Origin of the sequence: Pseudomonas alkylphenolica, from assembly GCF_016009175.1 — a bacterium.
Lineage (GTDB): Bacteria > Pseudomonadota > Gammaproteobacteria > Pseudomonadales > Pseudomonadaceae > Aquipseudomonas > Aquipseudomonas alkylphenolica_B.
Window position 1 is genome coordinate 26,498 of sequence record NZ_JADUCM010000020.1, and the last position, 21,965, is coordinate 48,462.

Sequence of the window (21,965 nt, forward strand, 5' to 3'; positions counted from 1 at the left end):
GCCCGCGAATAACGATAACGCGATGCAGCAGGTACACCGCAGCGTCTGTTTCGCCGGCAAGCCTGGCGCCTGCGGATCACACCGCTGTCACCATTACGACGAGCAACTGATCTCCAGGTGCTTGCCCCATTCTGGCGGTCGTTCGGCATAGGTCTGCATGCCCGGCTGTTCCTCGAACGGCTTGCACAGCACCTGATGCAGGCGCCGCACTTCCTCATAGTCACCGCCTTCAGCGGCCTCGATGGCCCGTTGCGCCAGATAATTGCGCAGGATGTAGAGCGGATTGACCGCATGCATGCGTTCGCGGCGCCCTTCGGCATTGCCAGGCTCGCGGGCGATGCGGGCCAGGTAGTCGTCTGCCCAGCGGTCGAATCCGGCCAGGTCGATGAAGTCATCACGGACCACGCGCACCGCCTCGTCGGCAGGCTGCTCGCCGAGCTTGCGGAAGAACAGGGTGTAATCCACCGCGCCGGGCTGCATCAGTTGCAGCAAACGTTCGATCAGGGCCTTGTCGTCTTCGTGTGCCTCGGTCAGCCCCAGGCGACGGCGCATCAGGTGCAGGTAGTGCGCTTCGTACAGTGGCAGGAACAACGCCAGGGTCTGCTGCAACGCCTCGACGCTGATGAACGGCGTCAGTGCCTGGGCCAGGGCACTGAGGTTCCAGTGGGCGACCGGCACCTGGTTGCTGTAGCTGTAACGGCCCTGGTCGTCGGAATGGTTGCAGATGAAGTTGGCGTCGAAGTCATCGAGGAAGGCGAACGGGCCGAAGTCGAAGGTGATGCCCAGAATCGACATGTTGTCGGTGTTCATCACGCCATGGCAGAAACCGTAGGCTTGCCACAGGGCAATCAGCTCGGCGTTGCGCTCGACGATGCTGCGAAACATCGCCAGATAAGGTTCGGGCTCGGTCTGGCACTCAGGGAAGTGCTGGCTCAGCACGTGCTCGGCAAGGATGCGCTGTTGCTCGGGCTGACGGGTGTAATAGAAGTACTCGAAGTGACCGAAGCGCACATGGCTCGGCGCCAGGCGCAGCACCATCGCCGCGCGCTCCTGGGCTTCACGCCATACCGGCGTGCTCGAGCCGATGACGCACAAGGCGCGGCTGCTCGGGATACCCAGGGCGTGCAGGGCTTCGCTGGCCAGGAACTCACGGATCGACGAACGCAGCACGGCCCGGCCGTCACCCATGCGCGAATAGGGGGTTTGCCCGGCACCTTTGAGGTGCAGGTCCCAGTGCTCGCCGGCGTCGTTGTAGACCTCACCGAGGAGCAAACCGCGGCCATCGCCCAGGCGCGGGCTGTAGCCGCCGAACTGGTGCCCGGAATAGACCATCGCCCGGGGTTCGGCTTCGCTCCAGAGCTTGTGGCCGCCAAACAGTTCGGCAAATACCGGCGAGTGCGCCTCGGTCGGCTCCAGGTCGAGCAAGGCCATGGCGGCGTCGCTGGCAACCACCAGGCGCGGCTCGGCAATCGGCTCGGGCAGCACCGAGGTTGAGAAGGCATCGCCCAGGCGGGCGAAACGGTTGTCGAAGGTCAGTTCGTCGAGGGCTTTCAACGGCCATCTCCTGAAGAAAACCTGAGTATTCTGCAAGGGTATGGCCGTCTGCGTCCAGTCAGGCCAGTTTGCCTGGCGCGGTGTCGTCCGGTTTGTCGTCACTCTCTGACGGTTTCACGATCACCGTCTTGTCGTGCTGCTCCACCGGCACCATCTTGTATTCCTGGCCCTGCATGTTCTTCAGGTAGACCTCCATCTGCCGGAACGAGATGTTGATCTTCTGCTTCTTGAACTCCTTGTTGATGAAGCGGTTGATCTCGTCCAGTACCGGGTTGCGGTCACCCAGGTCGCGCACGTGCATGCGCAGTTCATGGTCGAGGGTGCTTTCACCGAAGTTGAGGAAGTAGACGATCGGCTCCGGCTCCTTGAGCACCCGCGGGTTGTCCTTGGCCGCCTTGAGTAGCAACTCGCGCACCAGGTCCAGGTCCGAACCGTAGTCGACACCCAGCTTGAGGGTGACGCGGGTGACGGTGTCGGTCAGCGACCAGTTGATCAGTTGCCCGGTGATGAAGGTCTTGTTCGGGACAATGATGTCCTTGCGATCGAAGTCGGTGATGGTGGTGGCGCGGATACGGATCTTGCTGACCGTACCGGACAGGTTGCCGATGGTGATGGTGTCACCGATACGCACCGGGCGCTCGAACAGGATCATGATGCCGGAGATGAAGTTGGCGAAGATCTCCTGCATGCCAAAGCCCAGGCCGACCGACAGTGCGGCGACCAGCCACTGCAGTTTGTCCCAGCTCACGCCCAGGGCCGAGAGTGTCGAGACGAAACCGACCCCGGCAATCACGTAGGAGAGCAGGGTGGTGGTGGCGTAGGCGCTGCCCTGGGCCAGGTTCAGGCGGGACAGCACCAGCACTTCCAGCAAGCCCGGCAGGTTGCCGGCCAGGGCGATGGTGATGCCGATGATCACCAGCGCGCCGAGCAGGTCGCTGAGGCTGATCGGCACCATGCTCATGGTCGCGCCGGTGCCGCTGGTGTATTCGTACAGGGTGATGTTGTCGAGGTAGGCGACCACGCTGATCAGGTCGGACCAGACCCAGTAGAGCGCTCCGATAAAGCCGCCGAGCAGAGCCAGGCGGATCAGGCGCAGCGACTGCTGGTTGACCTGTTCAATGTCCAGGGTCGGCTCTTCAACGATGACCTCGCCGTCCAGGCCTTCCTTGGTGGCCTGGCGCTTGCTCAGGGCGCGCTGGTACGCCAGGCGGCGGGCAGCCACCGCCAGGCCGCGGACAAACGCCGCCTCGATGACCAGCCAGAACATCAGCAGGTAGAGGGTGTCGATCAGGCGATCGGTGAGCTTCAGGGCGGTGTAGTAGTAGCCAAAGCACACGGCGATGAACAAGGCGATCGGCAGGGCGGTGAAGGCCACCCCCACCGCCTGGCGAAACAGCGAAGTGTTGCGGTGGGCCGGGCTGCTGATCAGCAGGCGGCTGAGCAACCAGGTCATCAAGGCGTAGCAGGTCAGTACCACGCCAATACCCAGCACGTCGTCAGCCAGTGCCGACGGTTGGTGCTCGGCCACGGCGACGACGCCGACCAGTGCCAGGACCACAGCGCCAAGACGCCGGATCCACCCGCGCAGGAACTCGACCTGGGGCTTTTCCCAGCGGAAATGCAGTTCGGCCACGCCGCCAGGAGCCAGGATGCGGTAGGCGGTGTAGAACACCATCCAGGCCTGGGCGACCTGCCAGAGCGCGGCGCCGAGGTTGGCATTCTGCCCGCGGGCGTCGATCTGCAGGGCGAAGCCGCACAGCGCCAGGCCGAGGCTCACCGGCAGGGCCAGGAGAATGTTGATCAGGATCGCCTGCGGTGTATGCCACTGGCTGTCACGCTTGAAGTGACCAACGTCCTTGTGGACCTTGTTCAGACGGGCATACAGGTATTTGCGGCGCCACAGCAGCGCGCCGATCAACAGCAGCAGCGGCAGGAACAACAAGGGGCGCTGCAGCAGGCCATCGCCCAGTTCCTTGATCCCGGCGCCCCACGGCAGGCTGATCAGCTGCTTTTTCAGGCGCTCGGGCACCGTGCTCAGCCACTCCAGGTCCAGCGGCTTGTTGCTCGGAATCCAGAACATCTGCTCGTCGAGGGTCTTGCGCAGGCTCTGCGAGGTGCTGAGCAGTTGTTTCTGGTTCAGCTGCAGGGTGATGGACTCGTTCAGCAGCGCACTCAGTTCGCGGTTCAGGCGTTCGAGCAGGTCGTTGCGGGTGAACGCGACTTCCAGCAGGGCCTTGCGCAGTTGCGGGGTGACGTTTTCCTCGGGCTGGTTGGCCAGCAGTTTGTCGACGTAGGCGCTCGGGCTGGTGATCTGCTCACGCTGCTGGTTGATCTCGAACTGATACAGGCGGATATCGGCAATCTGGTCGGCGAGGTCGCGGTCGACCTTCAGGTGCGGCAGCGACTGCTTCTGCTTGTAGAGAATCTTCGACAGCAACAGGCTGCCGCGCAGCACGTTGATCTGTTCATCCAGGGCCTGGTCGGCCTGGGTCAGGCTGTCCAGTTGCTGCTTGGTCTTGAGGTTCTGCTGGGTGAGTTCGTTGAGGCGGTCGGTGCTGCGCAGCAGGTAGTCGGAGAGCTTGAGGTTGGCCGCGCTTTCGGTGGCCAGCAAGGTACTGCCGCCGGCTTTCTGGGCTTCCAGCGACTGCTCGGTAACCGTCTGCTGGGACTGCGCCAGGCGCTTCTGGTTGATCAGGGTCTGCAGGTCCTGGATTTCCTGTTCCAGGCGTGCGACGCGCTCGATCAGCAGGTCGTGCTGGCTGTTGCCCAGGTCTTGCAGCAGGCTGTTGCCCGCCAGTTCCTGGCGGCGCAGCACGGTGATGGCATTGATCGCGGCCAGTTCGGCGTTGAGCTGGTTGCGCTGGTCGGCGGACAAGGTCTTGCCACCGTCCTTGCCAATTTTCAGGCTGGTGTTGATCTGCTGTGCGCGGGTCTGGTTGGCGCTGATTTCGGCCTGGGCACGCTCGGGGCGGGTTTGCGAGGTGATGGTCAGGCTGTTGGCTTCAGACAGGGCCTTTTGCAGCTCACCCTGCTCGGTGTTGCGTTCGGACAGTATCTGTTCCAGCTGCGGTACGTTCAGGGTGGCATAGCGCTGGGCGACCGGCACGACCTTGCTGTCATTGAGCTTGCGCAGTTCGCGCTGGTTCTCGCTGGTCTTGTGCGGTGCATCGGCGAGCTGTTGCTTGAGCGCAACCAGCTTTTTCTCGGCGTCTTCCTTGCTGGAGAGGAAGGCCAGTGTTTGCTCGAGCACCTGCTGCAGGGCTTTCTGCTCGGCCTCGGGCAGTTTGCGCTCGGCGATCTTGTCCAGGCTGTTTTGTATGGACGCACTGGTCGGCGGTTCTGCCGCCCAGGCGGAGGAGAGTGACAGGCACAGCCCGAGCAGGGCTGCGCATACAATGGTGCGCAGGGACATAGGCAGAATGTTCTAGCAAGCAGGGGCGAAGTAATGAGTTTAAAGGAACAACCCGGGGCCGGGTCGAGTTCCTTCGGGGAATTTGACGCCCACTTTGCTGATCTTGTTCCCTTCCATTACCGCCACGGTCCACAGCGTGTTGTTCCATTCGATCTGGTCGCCGACCACCGGCGCGCCGCCGACCTTCTGCGCAATGAAGCGGCTCAGTGGCATGTGCGGGTCCTGGCCGGCCAGTGGCAAACCGTACAACGCCGCTACAGCCCCCAGTTCTGCGTCACCTTCGAGCACAAAGTCACCGAAGAAGCGCAGATCGAGACCACGCTGTGGCGCCTGGCTGAACAGCTTGCCGAGGGCTGGAAGGTTGTGTTCGTGGCCGATCACGCAGAGCAGATCATCGACTTCCAGGGTGGTACTTCCCGACGGATGGAGCAGTTGCTGGCCGCGAAACAGGGCCGCAATACGGGTGCCTTCAGGCATTTTCAGTTCACGCAGGGCGGCGCCGATGCACCATTTTTCCGCACCCAGGCGATAGACGAACAGTTCCCACTCGCTGGTGATGTGCACTTCCAGGGCCGAGCGCGAGATGGGCGCAGGGTCTGGTGGTACCGTGACCTTGAGCAGCTTGGCCACCCACGGCAGGCTGGTGCCTTGCACCAGCAGCGAAACCAGCACGATAAAGAACGCCAGGTTGAAGAACAGCTGGGCATCGGGTAGCCCGGCCATCAACGGGAACACCGCCAGAATGATCGGTACCGCACCGCGCAATCCGACCCAGGAAATAAAAGCTTTCTCGCGGCCGTGGAAGGCCTTGAACGGCAGCAGGCTGGCCACCACCGACAACGGCCGGGCGAAGATGATCATCCACAGCGCCAGGCCCAGGGCGGGCAGGGCGATGGGCAGCAGGTCGTGTGGGGTGACCAGCAGCCCCAGCACCAGGAACATGCCGATCTGGGCCAGCCAGGCCATGCCGTCGAGCATGTGCAGAATGCCGTGTCGGCTACGGATCGGCCGGTTGCCCAGCACCAGGCCGCACAGGTAGACCGCAAGGAAGCCGCTGCCGTGCAGGGCGTTGGTCAGGGAGAACACCACCAGGCCGCCAGCGACTACCAGGATCGGGTACAGGCCGCCGGCGAGGTTGATGCGGTTGACCAGTTGCAGCATCAGCCAGCCGCCACCCAGGCCCAGCAGGCCGCCAATGCCGAACTCGCGCAACAGGTGGGTCAACAGGCTCCAGTGCAGGCCGGTCTGGCCGCTGGCGATCATATCGATCAGGGTCACGGTGAGGAACACCGCCATCGGGTCGTTGCTGCCCGACTCGATTTCCAGCGTCGCGGTTACCCGCTCGTTCAGGCCTTTGCCGCCGAGCAGGGAAAACACCGCTGCGGCATCGGTTGATCCAACGATCGCGCCGATCAGCAGGCCCTGTATCAGACTCAGGTTGAACAGCCAGGCGGCGACCATGCCGGTCAGGCCGGTGGTGATCAGTACGCCTACCGTGGCCAGCGACAGCGCGGGCCAGAGGGCGACGCGGAAACTCGCCACGCGCGTGCGCAAGCCGCCATCGAGGAGGATCACCGCCAGTGCCAGGTTGCCCACCAGGTAGGCGGTCGGGTAATTGTTGAAGATGATGCCGCCGCCATCGACGCCGGCGAGCATGCCGACGGCGAGAATGATGACCAGGATCGGAATGCCCAGGCGCGATGACAGTGAGCTGACCAGAATACTTGCACCTACCAGCAATGCGCCGATCAAGAACAGGCTATTGATGGTGGACGCATCCAAAGGCAGTACTCCGGGGAAAAGCAGGAAGGGGGCGATCAGCTGTGGATAAGCAGTTCGCGTGCCAATCGATTCTAACCTGATGAATTGGCGGCATGTAAAGCGTTTCTGCAGATGAAAAAAAAGCACCGCGATGGGTGCCTTTTTTTGTGTTGCCTGGGATGGCCCTTTCGCGGCTAAAGCCGCTCCTACAGGTAGTGTGCTGCCCTTGTAGGAACGAGGCTTGCCCGCGAAGAACGATAATGCGGTGTAACCAACACACCGCAGTGCCTGTTTCGCCGGCAAGCCTGGCTCCCACGGATCGCAGGGTTATTACGCCTGCTTGACCTCACGCATCGCTTTGCCTTTTACCGGTGCATCCTTGGCAACGTAGTACTTGGCAGTGCTGCGTGGCAACGACTGGCGGCCACGGATCTTGTCGGAGATTTTCTCGGCGATCATGATCGTGGTGGCGTTGAGGTTGCCGGTGATGATGATCGGCATGATCGAGGCATCGACCACACGCAGACCCTGGATGCCATGCACGCGACCCTGGCCATCGACCACGGCCATGTCGTCGGTGCCCATCTTGCACGAGCAGGACGGGTGGAACGCGGTTTCGGCGTGCTCACGGATGAACGTGTCGAGTTCCTCGTCCGTCTGCACGTCGGCACCCGGGCTGATTTCGCGACCACGGTAGGCGTCCAGCGCCGGCTGGGCCATGATTTCGCGGGTCAGGCGGATGCCGTCACGGAACTCCTGCCAGTCCTGCTCGGTAGCCATGTAGTTGAACAGGATGCTCGGGTGCTGGCGTGGGTCTTTCGACTTGGCCTGGATGCGGCCGCGGCTTGGCGAACGCATCGAACCCATGTGCGCCTGGAAACCGTGTTCCTGTACGCCATTGCTGCCGTTGTAGTTAATCGCCACCGGCAGGAAGTGGTACTGGATGTTCGGCCACTTGAACTCGGGACGAGTACGGATGAAACCGCCGGCCTCGAACTGGTTGCTGGCGCCGATGCCGGTACCGTTGAACAGCCACTCGGCACCAATGGCCGGCTGGTTGTACCAGAGCAGCGACGGGTACAGGGAGACTGGTTGGGTGCAGGCGTATTGCAGGTACAGCTCGAGGTGGTCCTGCAGGTTCTCACCGACGCCCGGCAGGTCGTGGACCACCGGGATGTCGAGGCTTTTCAGCAGTTCGGCCGGGCCGACACCGGAGCGTTGCAGCAGCTGCGGCGAGGCGATGGCACCGCTGCAGACGATGACTTCCTTGCGCGCACGGGCTTCCACGCGCTCTTCGCTGGCGCCGACCAGGTAGGTCACGCCAACGGCACGCTTACCGTCGAACACGACGCGATCAGTCAGGGCGTGGGTGACGATGGTCAGGGTCGAACGCTTCTTGGCGGTGTCCAGGTAACCGCGGGCGGTGCTGGAACGACGGCCTTTGGGCGTCACGGTACGGTCCATCGGACCGAAACCTTCCTGCTGGTAGCCGTTGAGGTCTTCGGTACGCGGGTAACCGGCCTGTACGCCGGCTTCGACCATGGCGTGGAACAGCGGGTTGTTGCCGGCTTTCGGCGTAGTCACGCTGACCGGGCCTTCGCCGCCGTGGTAGTCGTTCGCGCCGATGTCGCGGGTTTCCGCTTTGCGGAAGTACGGCAGGCAGTCCAGGTAGGTCCAGTCTTCCAGGCCTGGCAGTTCAGCCCAGCCGTCAAAGTCCATGGCGTTACCGCGGATGTAGCACATGCCGTTGATCAGCGACGAGCCACCCAGGCCCTTGCCGCGACCGCATTCCATGCGGCGGCCGTCCATGTGCGGCTCCGGATCGGTCTCGTAGGCCCAGTTGTAGCGGCGGCCCTGCAGCGGGAAAGCCAGGGCGGCCGGCATCTGGGTGCGGAAGTCGGCGCGGTAGTCCGGGCCGCCGGCTTCGAGCAGCAATACAGTGACGCCTTCGTCTTCGGTCAGGCGGGTCGCCAGGGTGTTACCGGCAGAACCGGCACCGACGATGATGTAATCGAATTCATGGGACATTGCTGTTCCCTCATGTTGGCAGTAGGCAGGAAAGCGGGATAGCGCCCGGGCCTTGCGGACCGGGCGCGGCTACAGGGGTGCTCAGAACACCGAGTTGTAGCTGCCCAGCTCTACCTGTACCGATTTGATGCGGGTGTATTGCGCCAGCGAGCTCACGCCGTTCTCACGGCCGACACCGGACTGCTTGTAGCCGCCAACCGGCATTTCAGCAGGCGACTCGCCCCAGGCGTTGATCCAGCAGATACCGGCTTCCAGCTGGTGGATGATGCGGTGGGCGCGGCTGATGTCGTTGGTGCAGACGCCGGCGGCCAGGCCGTATTCGGTATCGTTGGCGCGACGAATGACTTCTTCTTCGGTTTCGTAGGAGAGGATGCTCATCACCGGGCCGAAGATCTCTTCCTTGACGATGGTCATGTCGTCACGGCAGTCGGTGAACACGGTCGGTGCCACGAACGCGCCCTTGGCGAAATCGCCCTCGGTCAGACGCTCGCCGCCGCACAGTACGCGTGCGCCTTCTTCCTTGCCCTTGGCGATGTAGCCGAGCACGCTTTCCATGTGGGCGAAGCTGACCAGCGGGCCGAAGTTGGTGTTCTCGTCTTCAGGGTTGCCAACGCGGATGCGTGCAACGCGCTCGGCGATCTTGGCTTCGAAGGCCGCTTTCATCGAGGCAGGGATGAAGACGCGGGTGCCGTTGGTGCAGACCTGACCCGAGCTGTAGAAGTTGGCCATCATGGCGATGTCGGCGGCGCGATCGAGGTCGGCGTCTTCGCAGATGATCAGCGGCGACTTGCCGCCCAGTTCCATGGTGACTTCCTTGAGCGTCGAGCTCGAAGCGCTGGCCATGACTTTCTTGCCGGTGGTGGTGCCGCCGGTGAAAGAGATTTTCTCGATGCGCGGGTGCTCGGTCAGCCAGGTGCCGACTTCGCGGCCGCTGCCGGTCAGAACGTTGAACACACCGTCCGGCAGGCCGGCTTCGGTGTAGATTTCGGCCAGTTTCAGGGTGGTCAGCGAGGTGACTTCCGACGGCTTGAAGATCATCGCGTTACCGGCCGCCAGGGCAGGTGCGGATTTCCACAGGGCGATCTGGATCGGGTAGTTCCAGGCGCCGATGCCGACGGTTACGCCCAGTGGCTCGCGGCGGGTGTAGACGAACGAGCTGTCGCGCAGCGGGATCTGCTCGCCTTCGATGGCCGGTACCAGGCCTGCGTAGTATTCCAGCACGTCTGCACCGGTGACGATGTCGACGTAGCGGGTTTCGGAGTACGACTTGCCGGTATCCAGGGTTTCCAGGGCGGCCAGTTCGTCATTGCGCTCACGCAGGATGTCGACGGCACGACGCAGGATGCGCGAACGCTGCATGGCGGTCATTGCTGCCCAGACTTTCTGGCCGCGCTCGGCGCTTTCTACAGCACGCTCGACGTCGGCTTGGGTAGCACGTTGTACCTGAGCGAGGACTTCGCCGTTGGCCGGGTTGATGGCGTCAAAGGTAGCGTCGCTGGAAGCGTCGACATAACCACCATCAATGTAGAGTTTTTGCAGTTCGAAACGGGCCATAGTGTCCTCGCAAGTGCAGTGTGTTTTTGGCTATCCGAGCGGCGCTCCTGCCCGTTGGGCATTTGCGGCGCGTGATGGTTCAGAGGCCCGGGTTTGTGTGTTCGGGCTCGTCTGCTTCGCCAGTTGTAGATCCATGTATTCGTAAGCGATTTGCTGCGCCTGGTCGGTGTCGAAGGCGTCTCCGGACAGCGCACCGCGCAGCCACAGACCGTCAATCAACGCTGCCAGTCCACGGGCCGCGCTGCGCGCTTCGGCGAGCGGCAGTACACGGCGGAACTGACAGCACAGGTTGGAATACAAGCGGTGATCGTTGATCCGCTGCAACCTGTGCAATGACGGCTGGTGCATGCTGGTGGACCAGAACGCCAACCAGGTTTTCATTGCCGGGCCGTTGACCTGACTGGCGTCGAAGTTGCCTTCGATGATCACCTGCAGGTGGGCACGCGGGCTGTTGTCCTTGAGCGCCTGCCGGCGGGCGGCGACGTTCTCGTTCAGCACGCTCATCAAGTACCGCATGGTCGCTGCGATCAGGCCGTTCTTGTCCTGAAAGTAGTGACTGATGATGCCATTCGACACACCGGCCAAACGGGCGATCAGCGCAATGCTGGCATCCCCCATGCCGACCTGGTCGACCGCCAGCAATGTGGCTTCGATCAACTGTTGGCGGCGAATGGGTTGCATACCGACCTTGGGCATTTTGCAAATCTCCTCAGGCCTGCGAGCAGTCGACGAGCGGCTGCCTCGGCGAAGGCCAGTCTATTTTGTTTTGATTGAACGTTCAATCAACAAAGAATAAGCTCTGCGACAATCTGTGCCATTGACAGCTTTTTCCTACAGTCGATTGGCCCAAATTGGCACCCCAAAAAGACGTGGAACCCCCGGAACACAAGGTGTTTACGGGCGCAAACGGTGCGTTGAACAGATCTGCCGAGCGGTCGCTGACTGCGCGGTCAAGCCTCGAAGAGGGACTTTTGATCTGATTTTTTCAATGCAATCGATTCGGGATCACGGTTTTTCAGAGTGCTTTTATAACACCTGCTGCTGTGGGGCTATTGCACCATTTGCTCAGGGAAAGGTTGTTTTCGTTTCTCTCGCACTGCCCGGAGCCTACGTGCAATGAGTTCTGCCTCCCTTATCAAGACCCCCACCGAGAGGGTCCGGGTCAATAGCGTGGTGTTCGTCACCTCCGCGTTGCTGATCCTTGTGTTGACTGCCTTGCTTATCGCTGTACCGGAAAAAGCCGGCGAAGTGCTCAATGTCGCCCAGACCTGGCTGACGCGCAGCTTCGGCTGGTATTACATGCTGGTGATCGGCGGCTACCTGGTGTTCGTCATCGTTCTGGCCTTCTCCAGCTTCGGCAAGCTCAAGCTGGGCGGCAAGGATGACAAACCCGACTTCAGCTACGGCGCATGGGCCGGCATGCTGTTCTCTTCGGGTATCGGTATTTCGCTGCTGTACTTCGGCGCTTCCGAGCCGCTGGATCACTATTTCAACCCGCCAGAAGGCACGTCGGCCAGCGCCGAGGCCGCGCGCCAGGGCCTGCAGCTGACCTTCCTGCACTGGGGCCTGCACGGCTGGGCGATCTATGCGCTGGTCGGCCTGGCTGTGGGTTACTTCGCCTACCGTCACAACCAGCCGCTGGCCCTGCGCTCGGCGCTGTACCCGCTGATGGGTGAGCGCTGGGTCAAGGGTGGCGCCGGTCACGCCGTGGACATCTTCGGCATGTTCGTGACGCTGCTGGGTCTGGTGACCAACCTGGGTATCGGTTCGATGCAGGTGGCCTCGGGCCTGGAATACCTGTTCGGCATGGACCACAGCAAGACCAACCTGCTGATCGTGATCCTGGTCATGGCTACCGTGGCCACCGTGGCTGCGGTTTCCGGGGTGGAGAACGGCATCCGTCGCCTGTCGAACCTGAACATCATGCTGTTCAGCGGCCTGCTGATCTTCGTGCTGCTGGCGGGCGACACCCTGCACCTGCTCAATGGTTTCGTGCAGAACATCGGCGACTACCTCAACGGCATCGTGCTGAAGACCTTCGACCTTTACGTCTACGAAAGCGAGGCGGGCAAGTCCGAGCGCTGGCTGGGGCTGTGGACCGTGTTCTACTGGGCCTGGTGGATTTCCTGGGGTCCGTTCGTCGGCATGTTCATCGCACGTATCTCCAAGGGCCGCACCGTGCGTGAGCTGGTTGCCGGGGTGCTGCTGATCCCGCTGGGCTTCACCCTGGCCTGGCTGTCGATCTTCGGCAACACCGCGCTGGACCTGGTGATGAACCACGGCGCCGTGGAGCTGGGCAAGACCGCACTCGAACAGCCGTCGATGTCGATCTACCAACTGCTGGAGTTCTTCCCGGCGGCCAAGATTGTCATTGGTGTGGCAGTGTTCGTCGGCTTCGTGCTGTTCCTCACCCCGGCCGATTCTGGCGCAGTGATGATGGCTAACCTGTCGTGCAAAGGCGGCCAGGTCGACGAAGATGCGCCGCACTGGATGGTGGTGTTCTGGTCGGTGGTGATCACCCTGGTGACCGTCGGTCTGCTGTTTGCCGGTAACTTCGCCGCCATGCAGACCATGGTGGTACTGGCCGGGCTACCGTTCTCGGTGGTGCTGGTGCTGTTCATGTTCGGCCTGTACAAGGCCATGAAACAGGACAGCCAGATCGAACAGGAACAAGCCGAGCTGGCCGCTCGCGGTCGCCGCGGCTTCAGCGAGCGCCTGAGCCAGCTCGATCTGCAACCGACCCAGGCCATGGTCCAGCGTTTCATGGACAAGCAGGTCAGCCCGGCGCTCAAGGATGCGGCGCAGCAGTTGCAGAACCTGGGTGTCGAGGTGGAAACCCGGGTCGGCCAGTCGCGTTCGACCATGGGCCTGCGGGTGATGATGGAAGAAGGTAACCCGTTCGTTTACGAAGTGAGCCTGGACGGCTACCTGGCCGCGCCAAGCGAAGCGCCGGTCGAAGGCGAAAGCGAAGTGCGCCAGCGCTTCTACCGTGCCGAGGTGTACCTGCAGAACGGCAGCCAGGAATACGATCTGATGGGCTTCACACCTGACCAGATTACTCGCGATGTGCTCGATCAATTCGAGAGCCATCGGCAGCTGCTGGGACGGGTGTACAGCTAACCCGTTCGGTGCATGACCCCAAAGGCCCTGTTCGCGAGAACAGGGCCTTTGTCGTTTCAGGGGGTTCAGTCGTCACTGGCATTGATGATGTCGGCTTGCGGCGCGGACTCCTGCTTGAGGATATCCACAGCCTTGGTGCAGAACTTGATCGGTAGCTTCGCCGCTGCGAGGGTATGCCGGTTGCGCGCCAGCGCGCGATAGCCCTTGGGGTCATCGCAGTCGACGGCGTCCGGGGCGCCGCGTTTGATGGTGTACAGCAGCAGGTCAGGGGTTCGATGCCAGGCTATGTCAACACCGCCATCAGGCCGCCGCACGCTGGTGAAGTTGATAACAGGCGGGCCAGCGGGAAGGAGTTTGACCGGCAGGCTCAAGGCATTGCCCATGAGTGCGTAGGACGGCCGCTCGTCCGGCTCCTGAACGCCGATTACGCACAGGAAGTTCCAGCCCGGCTGCGGCCCGATGGGCACATCGATCAGGTTTTCGCTGGCGGCAACGGCACCGCTGTAGCCGATCGGGTCTTCACAGGCCAGGGCGTCCAGGCTGGTTTTGTAGCGATAGCTCGGGGTGTCGATCTGGAACGGCAGATTCCAGGAGGGCAGTACCGGCTCACCCTCCGCGCTGGTAGCAATCTTTTGCAAGCGGTTGATGGGCGCCAGCGCCTTGAATTGAAAGGCCGGGAGCAGGTCGCAGCTCTCCAGACTCAAATCGGCCCGACCGTCCTTGAAGCAGCCTTTGATACGTTGAACCGGTGCGGCGTAATTGGTCGTGCGGTTGTTCTGCGTTTGGTTTTCCTGTGGCGTACACGGATTGTCCAGACCGCAGCGGGGCAGTTTGCTCGTCTCGCTTGCGACGCTGTTCACCACGCTGACGACAAGGTTGTCAGCCGCTGTGACAACCGGGCTGCCTGAAGCACCTTCGGCCAACCCGGGGCAGTGATTGCGTCGGACGTTGCGCCAGACCCAGGGCGTTTCGATGACCACGTCTGCGTTATCTTCTGCACAAGATCCAAGACGAAGACCTTGATCAGGCTGGCTGGGTTCGCCAATCACCCTGACCGCGCTGCCGGCGGCAGGGCTGGCGCCCAGTGCAAGTGGTGTTACAGCCTGGGCGATGACCTCTTCCAGGCTGCTTTCCAGCTCCAGCAATGCCAGGTCGATGCCTTGCATGCTGCTCCATACGATGCGCTTGAGGGGAAAGGTTTGACGCGCCTCTTGGGTATCGATGAAGAAGTTGAAGCTGACAGTGCCTTCCAGTAACTGATCCTGGACGATGACGCCATTGCGCTTGTCCACGCAATGACCACTGGTTATGACGTAGGCAGGCCCATTCGATGAGGTGAGTGGGTCGCGACTGTCGATCAGTGTGGCGATGCATTGCGTGTTTTTCGGAAGGGACAGGCGCCCGATTCCACTCCACTGGCTGTTTTCGCCTTGAGCATTGGTCAGCGTCACGGCGCTGGGGGAAGGGGTTGACTCGGTTTGCTCCGCAAGTGTCTGGAGTGACGTGCAGATCAAGGCTGCCCCGAACAGGCGTTGGGTGATTGTCGGCATTGAAAGACTCCTTTGTGGGTTGCCGACGTCAATGTGCGTTGTTGTGCGAAGGGCCTGCGGTACATAACGCTCAAGCAATATCTAACACCGCCGCAAAAGGCCGGGTGGCTAGCGTAGGGCTTACCGTTTGTATGGAGCACTACGTTTATGAGCAACCAGACAATCCATTTGCCGGCGCAGGACTTCAAGCGCGCCGTGGCCCTGCAGTTCGCCAGCCGCCCCACTCTGCGCCAGGTGCTCGGACGCAAGGCCCTGCAGCTTCTGGTCGAGCGCCATCCGAGCCTCTCCACTGTCCGGCCACTATTGACCGACGCTGAGCCACTTCGTCTGTTGATTCCTCAGCCTGGGCCGGGAAATGCTCAAGCGTCAGCGCCGCTGACTGAGGTTCTGTTGCAGGCCGTACTGGATGGCAAAGCGCTGGATCTGGAGAAGATCCATGATCAACAGCATGGACTGACGTTTGTTGAGCCCTACCGCTTCGAAGGCAGTGATGGCTTTGAGTTTATCGCCCTGAAAGGCATCACCGACTCGATCAACGATCTGCTGGCCGAGTTGCCGTACCACTTCCAGCAAGCCCAGATCGATTACTGGCGTGGCATATCAAGTGTCGGCGTCAGCCGGGATCGCTGGCTGCAGCAGACACTGAAATCGGCACTGCTGCGCAACTTGCCACTTCAAGGGCTTGGCGACTCGCAAGCGGCCTGCATCTATGGGCTGTTGAAAGGCGGTGACGAGCAGCCCGATGTGTTCACCGTGGAAGTGCAGCTCGAAGCCAACGGGCAGACCTTCCTGCGCATGCTGCCGAACCTGCTGGTGGTTGGCGAATGGGATGAGCGCACGGTGGTGTTGTGGTGCGCGCCGTCGAGTGTGGTGAGGGTCTTTGATTCGCTGGACGACTTTGCCTTGGCGCTGCAAAGCGAAATGGCAGGCCGATGCACATTTGGGTCGATGCGCTGGAACCGTTATCAACTGGAAGGTGACCCCTTCTCCCAGCAAGCTGCGTTGCTGCTCAATATCATGCTGGAGAACCTGCAGCGCCTGCATGGTTCGCGGCAGGCCGGCGTTGCGGATATGGAGGCGTTGTACGGTGCGCTGACTGACCCGGCGCAATGGTTTATCGAAGGGTATGTGGCCAGCGGTGATGCGAACGTTGCGGTACCGCCGGGCTTAATGAACGCTTTGGCGGAGGACAGTTTTGCATACCAGTGTGGGCTCTTCGAGCTTGCCCTGGCCCAGGCGCAATCGAAGGGCAAGGCTGCACTCGACGATGTGCAGGACCTGCACAGCTATGCCAGCGCTTGTTTGCGCGCGCAACTGCTCAGAGATCATCCGGACGATGCCAATTACTTTCCCGACGACCTGAACCTGACGCTTACGCTCGCCAAAGGAACTCCAGGTGGCGCGGGTACAGGTGTCGGCGGCGGCGTGGTCGAGACCCGCAGCATGACCCTCACCCAGTTCGCCATCGGCAATCTGAGTTCACTGCAAGGCGCAACGTTAACTGCGATCGAGCACCGCAACGAACAGCTGATCATGGACTGGATGAACGTTGACTATGTCCGTTCGCTGGTCGAGAAGGTCGATATTGGCGGCCATTATCCGGGGTATGTCGCACAGCAACTGGATGACCCGGCCACCCGCGAACAACGGGTGAGTTGCTTTGCCCGGGAATGGCGCTGTTCGCTGCTGTTCAGCGCGCTGACCGCTAAATTGGGCGGAACGCTCAGTGAGGCAGGTCTGCAGTGTGTGGTCGACTACTGCGGCCATCATGTCGACCGGGCATTGCCAGGCATCATGTTGATGCCGCTGGCGTTCGGTCGTGTACCGGCAGACCGTGAACCTGATCAGGTCAGTGGCATGTATGTACTGTTTTCGACGGAGCCGGAGACCGTGCTGCTCTACCGCCCGCTGTACAGCGCTGCTGCATTGAAGGAATTCACCAGCCTTGCAGCGATGATGGAGGCGATTCGTCAGCCCGGCACACTGCAGGACAGCATCCTCGAGTGGCTGAAGCCGCAAGCGCGAAGCATCTACGATCAAGGAGGATTCAGTGAACCGCATCTGGGGTTGCCCATCGTGGATACCCAGTTGTTGCCTGAGCCGGTGAAGCCGGCAAGTTTCTTTGCGCAGTTCTGGCAATTCGATGTCGATGCCAAGCTCTACATGGCTAACCGTGATTTGCTGGTTGAGCTGGCTGATCGTCAGTCGGTTTCCAGCGCCGAAAGCCATTGGGCTTTGCTTGTGCAAGGTGCCTGGTTGCTGTTTGACGTCGCCACCTTGTTGTTGCGTGGACCTGTGGCCAGCGTGGCCTGGCTGGTACAGGTCATCAAAGGCTTGGAATCTGATGTGAGAGCACTCAACCGAGGCAGCGAATTTGAGCGATCGGCGGCTGTGGTTGATTTGATCCTGAACCTTGGCATGGCCATGTTCCACGCCCGCTTGCCGAAAGGGGACGCGGTGGCGACACGAAGTTTGCCCGATGCAGTTGTATTTGACGGTCTGCCGCCTGGGCCTGGCCCGGTAAGCGCTGCCCAGGCGCCTGTGATGGGAAAACAAGGCTTGCCAGGCTCGCTCGCCGAGCGCCCCGGTTTGCAGCTGGATTTTACCTGGCGTGGCAGACAAGGGTTCAACGTACTCCCGACGGAGCAACGCAAGGCGCTGCAAGGACTGCGCTCCAGCGTGTCCCTAAATGGCGTTGAGGCACTTGAGTCCGGGCCTGAACGCGGTTTGTACCGGATCGGTACGGATCATTACGCCAGCCTGGTTGGCGACGCTTACCTTGTGGAGGTGTCTGATCAAGGTGTACAGGTTCTAGGCGCTGAAGGGAAAAAAGGTCCCTGGCTGCATTACCGCCATGGACTCTGGCGTGTCGAAGCGGGCTTGCGATTGCTTGGAGGGGGACCGAAGCGACGGGCGGACCTGCTCCGGGAAGAAAACCAGAAAGAGTTCTTGCAGCTCAAAGCGCAGGAGAAGGCCCTTAATATCGAGAGTAACCGCGCCGGGGAGAGTTTCGGCCTGAGCAAATCCACCTGGGACGACCGGCAAAGTCATGTGGACAAGCTCAAAGCCCAGCGGGACAAAGTACCCGAGAACCCTGCAGGCCTTACCCTGATTCAGGCGTTTGACGAAAAAATCAAGATTGCTCGCGCCGATGTTATTCGAGCCAAGTACCAGGTGATGGCAGATCTGAAAGTGATGCTTGAGGTGGACCTGAAGCTGGATCAGCTCTTGAGCCAGATGGTCCAGCCCAGGTTCGCCCGACAGGAATTGATGCCCGCCATCAAAATTCATCGAAGCGCGGTGCGTCAGCAACTCATCGATAGCGCTATTGCGTTTTATAACGATACATCAGTAACCATCAATGACATCGATGTGAAAGAGCTCATCGACGAGATGGTGGCGCGTCCAATCAGTGACACTGAACTGGAACACTATGACTATGTCCGGTCTCTGGTTGAGGAAGTTGTCACCAAGCAATTCGATCTAGTCTGGATATCGAAGCATCTGGACAGGCTGCTGGCAGAAGCACTCAAAGATGACGATATCGTTTTCAAGGATGAAGGCGGCGAGCGACAGGACAAACAGGTCTTGCTCGAGGATTACATCATAAGCCGCCAGGTCAGTTTTACCGAGCTCCAGATGGTTTTGCTCGAAGACCTGGCTGAGTTGAGCCTGAATCGCAGAGCCGGAGACGATGAAGAAACGCTCATCCACTATCACGCACAGTTGTGGAACGAGGCACTGAAAAGTGCTGGAAGCGAGCATGGCAAATTGGCGGTGATCGAGGTGCCAGCAGCGCAGCGGCTCGAGCTGCTGAGCGAGGTCCTGGACAGTTACAAGGCTGCCCAGGGGCATGCAGTGTTGTTCGCCGAGTCAGGTGATGAGGTGATCCAGACGGGTCCCCTTAACGATTACCTGAAGGTGCTGGACACCTTGATTGACTCGGCGCAGGAAGAAATGGCCATGGCCATTCGCGAATCTGAGCTTTTCGATCCGGTGCAGCTCAAAACACAGGTGTACCGGCGTCGAACGGGCAAACATCAAGTGGTCAAGACACACAGCGGGCGCAGTGTCATTGGCGAAGAAGTACAGGTCGATGGTCACGATGTCGTGCAGCAAAAGGATTCATCGGGCACTAAAGTCCTCAAGACTTTCCGCAAGCAGCAGGATGTCTGGGTGGAGGACCTCGAGGAACCTGTCGATGAAAGCCAGCCAAGCGCCAACAGTCATGATGTAGGGGCTGCCAGGTCAATGGCGCGTAATGCTCTTGGGCAGGTGGAGCCCACGCTAAAACTGGCCCAGCGCTACATCGGAAAGGACGAGCCAATTGGCATGCAGTCGATCGTGGAGGGGCTTGTCGAGCGGCTCAAGGAGGCTTCCGAGGCGCTGGACAGCACGGGTGTCTCGGCAGAGTTTGGTGCGAAGTTGTCGGATGCCATCGAGCGTCTGGAAAATACGCAGCACGACCTGCTGACCAGCTATTACTTGACGACCAGCCACCCAACAGCGACCGGGCTGCGTTTCCTGTTTGAGGAGAAGCAGATCTCCATCCTGCCAACCACACGCCGGAAAATGCTCTCGGCCAATGACTACCTGGATATTTATGAGGTCCACCGCTTGCCATCCCGGGGTAATACCAGGGGTACCGGCATTTGGGAGGCGCATTTCCATTATCCGGACGCCGATGTTCCGGCACGCCAGTTTGCCAAAGGCCACCTGAAGATCTGGTCGCAGCGCAAAATTGGCCAGAAAGCACAGATGGAAGCCGTGCGTGGTAACTCGCGTGCTTTGCTGGCGGTCTACCGAGGCAACCTGGTATTGAGCGAGGTCGAAGGGATCATTCCGTTCGACTGAGGGGCTCAACGGTTGCGGTAGACACCGTGGCTGCCATGCGCCGGCATGGCCTGGTTGCTGCGCTCGGCAATCATCTGCTTGAGCGTGATCAGTTCAATGCCCTGGCTCTTTAGCCGGGGCATTTCTCGTTCCAGCACTTCAAGCGTCTGCGGGTAGGGGTGGCCGATCAAAACGGCTGATCCCTGTTTGCGCGCCAGGTCTACACCTTGCTGCAATTGCCCGGCAATGGCCTCGGGTGTGCGCACATCATCCAGGAACACATCCCGCGATACATGCGCGAGACTGATGGCTTGGGCCTTGGCCGCCGCCACGGTGGCGGCACTGGTGCGGCTGTCGACGAAAAACAGGTGGCGGCGTTGCAGTTCGGCCATCAGCCACGCCATCGGCTCGGCTTGCGAGGTCATGAGGCTGCCCATGTGATTGTTGATTCCGGCGGCATACGGCACTTTGGCCAGGGCAGCATCCAGGCGCTGGGCCAACTCCGGCAATGGCGTCCCCGGATGCCAGGCGTAGGGGCCGGTGGCCGGGTCCATGGGCATGTGCAGGATCACCGTCTTGCCGGCTTTGTGAGCCTGACGGGCGAAGTCGCTGGCATGCGGGGTGTCGGGCATGATCGCCATCGTCACCGGGCCGGGCAGGGCCAGGGTACGGTCGTCGCGAGCACTGTTCTGGCCCAGATCGTCGATGATCAGGCTCATGTACGCCTTGCTCTGATGGGCGGGCGCCGCCAACGCGGCGCCGCTCACCAGGTACAGCAGCAGGCACAGCAGGTAACGCGTCACTTGCTGTGGGTAATGCTCAGGCCCTTGAGCAGGCTGATGGCCTGGCTGAGCTGGAAGTCATTGTCCTGCGGGCGCTCCTTGCGCTTGGCAGTGCTGCTGGTTGGACGGTCGGCGCCGCCGTTGCCGTTGCCCAGGTGTCCTTGCAGGTCGGCTTCCTTGAAGTTTTCGCTGTCCGCTTCGGCGGTCAGCTTGGCCTGGCGCACCTCGATGTCCGGGATAATGCCCTGGGCCTGGATCGAACGGCCGTTCGGGGTGTAGTACAACGCGGTGGTGAGCTTGAGGGCGCGATCATTGTTCAGCGGCAACACGGTTTGCACCGAGCCTTTACCGAAGCTGTCGGTGCCCATCAACACGCCGCGCTTCTGGTCCTGCAGGGCGCCAGCAACAATCTCCGAGGCCGAGGCACTGCCGCCGTTGATCAGCACCACCAGTGGCACGCCCTCGCTGGCGTCGGCCGGGTCGGCAGAGAAACGCAGTTCGGAGTTGGCGATACGGCCCTTGGTGTAGACGATCAGGCCCTTGGTCAGGAAGTGGTCGGCCACTTCAACGGCCGATTGCAGCACGCCGCCGGGGTTGTTACGCAGGTCCAGGACCAGGCCGCGCAGTTTCTTGCCGTTGTCCTTGCGCAGCTTGGCCAGGGCCTTGCCAACTTCTTCGCCGGTTTTAACCTGGAACTGGGTGATGCGGATGTAACCGTAGCCGTCTTCAAGCAGCTGGCTCTTGACGCTCTTGACCTGGATGACCGCACGGGCCAGGGTCACGTCGAAGGGCGTGCCGCCGTCGCGTACCAGGGTCAGGGTGATCTTCTCGCCGATCTTGCCGCGCATTTTGTCGACCGCTTCGGTCATGGTCTGGCCGCGGGTCGGCTGGCCGTTGATCTTGACGATCAGGTCGCCGGCCTCGATACCGGCGCGGGTGGCGGGGGTGTCATCGATAGGCGAGACGACTTTGACGAAGCCGTCTTCCATGCCCACTTCGATCCCCAGGCCGCCGAACTCACCACTGGTGCTCTCCTGCAGCTCCTGGAAGTCTTCCGGGCCCAGGTAGGCGGAATGCGGGTCGAGGTTGCTGAGCATGCCCTTGATGGCATTCTCCAGCAGGGTCTTGTCATCCACAGGCTCGACATAGGCTGCCTTGATCCGGTCCATGACCTCGGCGAAGGTGCGCAGCTCATCCAGCGGTAGCGGCGCCTTTGCTGGCGCAGAAACCGTCGTGGCCGGCACCGCAGTTGGCTTGGCAGGCTCGGCCGCACGGGCCAGGGGCGCACCGAGGACCATGGCAATGGTCAGGGCCAGCGAGGTGAGGCGAGGCGAATGCAGCATGTCGAACGAACTCCTGATCCTGGTAGCG

At 61.3% G+C, this 21,965-nt stretch carries 11 protein-coding genes; 2 read left to right on the forward strand and 9 right to left on the reverse strand.

Annotated features, from left to right (window positions below):
* Positions 1–93: 93 nt before the first annotated feature.
* The 6 genes from selO to betI form a co-directional block, all read right to left on the reverse strand.
* Positions 94–1,554, reverse strand: coding sequence for a protein adenylyltransferase SelO (selO, locus tag I5S59_RS17285; RefSeq protein ID WP_197877693.1), 1,461 nt, complete (start codon positions 1,552–1,554; stop codon positions 94–96).
* A 58-nt stretch (positions 1,555–1,612) separates the two neighbouring features.
* Positions 1,613–4,966: a mechanosensitive channel MscK gene (gene mscK, locus I5S59_RS17290; RefSeq protein WP_197877694.1), complete on the reverse strand. Its 3,354-nt coding sequence runs from the start codon at positions 4,964–4,966 to the stop codon at positions 1,613–1,615.
* Between the two features lie 39 nt (positions 4,967–5,005).
* Positions 5,006–6,748: a potassium/proton antiporter gene (locus I5S59_RS17295; RefSeq protein WP_128321714.1), complete on the reverse strand. Its 1,743-nt coding sequence runs from the start codon at positions 6,746–6,748 to the stop codon at positions 5,006–5,008.
* A gap of 309 nt (positions 6,749–7,057) precedes the next feature.
* Complete coding sequence (gene betA, locus I5S59_RS17300; protein ID WP_197877695.1) at positions 7,058–8,755, reverse strand: choline dehydrogenase; 1,698 nt, start codon at positions 8,753–8,755, stop codon at positions 7,058–7,060.
* A gap of 81 nt (positions 8,756–8,836) precedes the next feature.
* Entirely contained in the window at positions 8,837–10,309 is a 1,473-nt protein-coding gene (betB, locus tag I5S59_RS17305; protein ID WP_197877696.1) for a betaine-aldehyde dehydrogenase, read from the reverse strand.
* 30 nt (positions 10,310–10,339) lie between these two features.
* Entirely contained in the window at positions 10,340–11,005 is a 666-nt protein-coding gene (gene betI, locus I5S59_RS17310) for a transcriptional regulator BetI (RefSeq protein WP_128321711.1), read from the reverse strand.
* A 420-nt stretch (positions 11,006–11,425) separates the two neighbouring features.
* On the opposite strand from betI, the gene I5S59_RS17315 reads away from it, so the two are divergent.
* A complete protein-coding gene (locus I5S59_RS17315) occupies positions 11,426–13,429 on the forward strand; it encodes a BCCT family transporter (RefSeq protein ID WP_232239820.1) in 2,004 nt (667 codons plus the stop codon).
* Positions 13,430–13,494: 65 nt separating this feature from the next.
* Here the strand turns inward: I5S59_RS17315 and I5S59_RS17320 are convergent, their stop codons facing one another.
* On the reverse strand, positions 13,495–14,979 hold the full coding sequence (locus I5S59_RS17320; RefSeq protein WP_197877697.1) for a trypsin-like peptidase domain-containing protein: 1,485 nt from the start codon (positions 14,977–14,979) through the stop codon (positions 13,495–13,497).
* A 147-nt stretch (positions 14,980–15,126) separates the two neighbouring features.
* Here I5S59_RS17320 and I5S59_RS17325 point away from each other — a divergent pair, with 147 nt between their 5' ends.
* The gene (locus tag I5S59_RS17325) at positions 15,127–19,833 is read left to right on the forward strand and encodes a dermonecrotic toxin domain-containing protein (protein ID WP_197877698.1); all 4,707 of its coding nucleotides are present in this window, start codon (positions 15,127–15,129) and stop codon (positions 19,831–19,833) included.
* A gap of 5 nt (positions 19,834–19,838) precedes the next feature.
* Here the strand turns inward: I5S59_RS17325 and I5S59_RS17330 are convergent, their stop codons facing one another.
* Both I5S59_RS17330 and I5S59_RS17335 read right to left on the reverse strand, forming a co-directional pair.
* Positions 19,839–20,615: a divergent polysaccharide deacetylase family protein gene (locus I5S59_RS17330; protein WP_197877699.1), complete on the reverse strand. Its 777-nt coding sequence runs from the start codon at positions 20,613–20,615 to the stop codon at positions 19,839–19,841.
* The gene (locus tag I5S59_RS17335) at positions 20,612–21,937 is read right to left on the reverse strand and encodes a S41 family peptidase (RefSeq protein WP_197877700.1); all 1,326 of its coding nucleotides are present in this window, start codon (positions 21,935–21,937) and stop codon (positions 20,612–20,614) included. Before I5S59_RS17335 ends, I5S59_RS17330 begins: the two co-directional genes overlap by 4 nt.
* Positions 21,938–21,965: the final 28 nt, after the last annotated feature.

Excerpts from the sequence above, each read along its gene's own strand:
- mscK (WP_197877694.1), bottom strand. The coding sequence starts at position 4,966 with ATGTCCCTGCGCACCATTGTATGCGCAGCCCTGCTCGGGCTGTGCCTG.
- betA (WP_197877695.1), bottom strand. The coding sequence starts at position 8,755 with ATGTCCCATGAATTCGATTACATCATCGTCGGTGCCGGTTCTGCCGGT.
- betB (WP_197877696.1), bottom strand. The coding sequence starts at position 10,309 with ATGGCCCGTTTCGAACTGCAAAAACTCTACATTGATGGTGGTTATGTC.
- betI (WP_128321711.1), bottom strand. The coding sequence starts at position 11,005 with ATGCCCAAGGTCGGTATGCAACCCATTCGCCGCCAACAGTTGATCGAA.
- I5S59_RS17315 (WP_232239820.1), top strand. The coding sequence starts at position 11,426 with ATGAGTTCTGCCTCCCTTATCAAGACCCCCACCGAGAGGGTCCGGGTC.
- I5S59_RS17320 (WP_197877697.1), bottom strand. The coding sequence starts at position 14,979 with ATGCCGACAATCACCCAACGCCTGTTCGGGGCAGCCTTGATCTGCACG.
- I5S59_RS17325 (WP_197877698.1), top strand. The coding sequence starts at position 15,127 with ATGAGCAACCAGACAATCCATTTGCCGGCGCAGGACTTCAAGCGCGCC.
- I5S59_RS17335 (WP_197877700.1), bottom strand. The coding sequence starts at position 21,937 with ATGCTGCATTCGCCTCGCCTCACCTCGCTGGCCCTGACCATTGCCATG.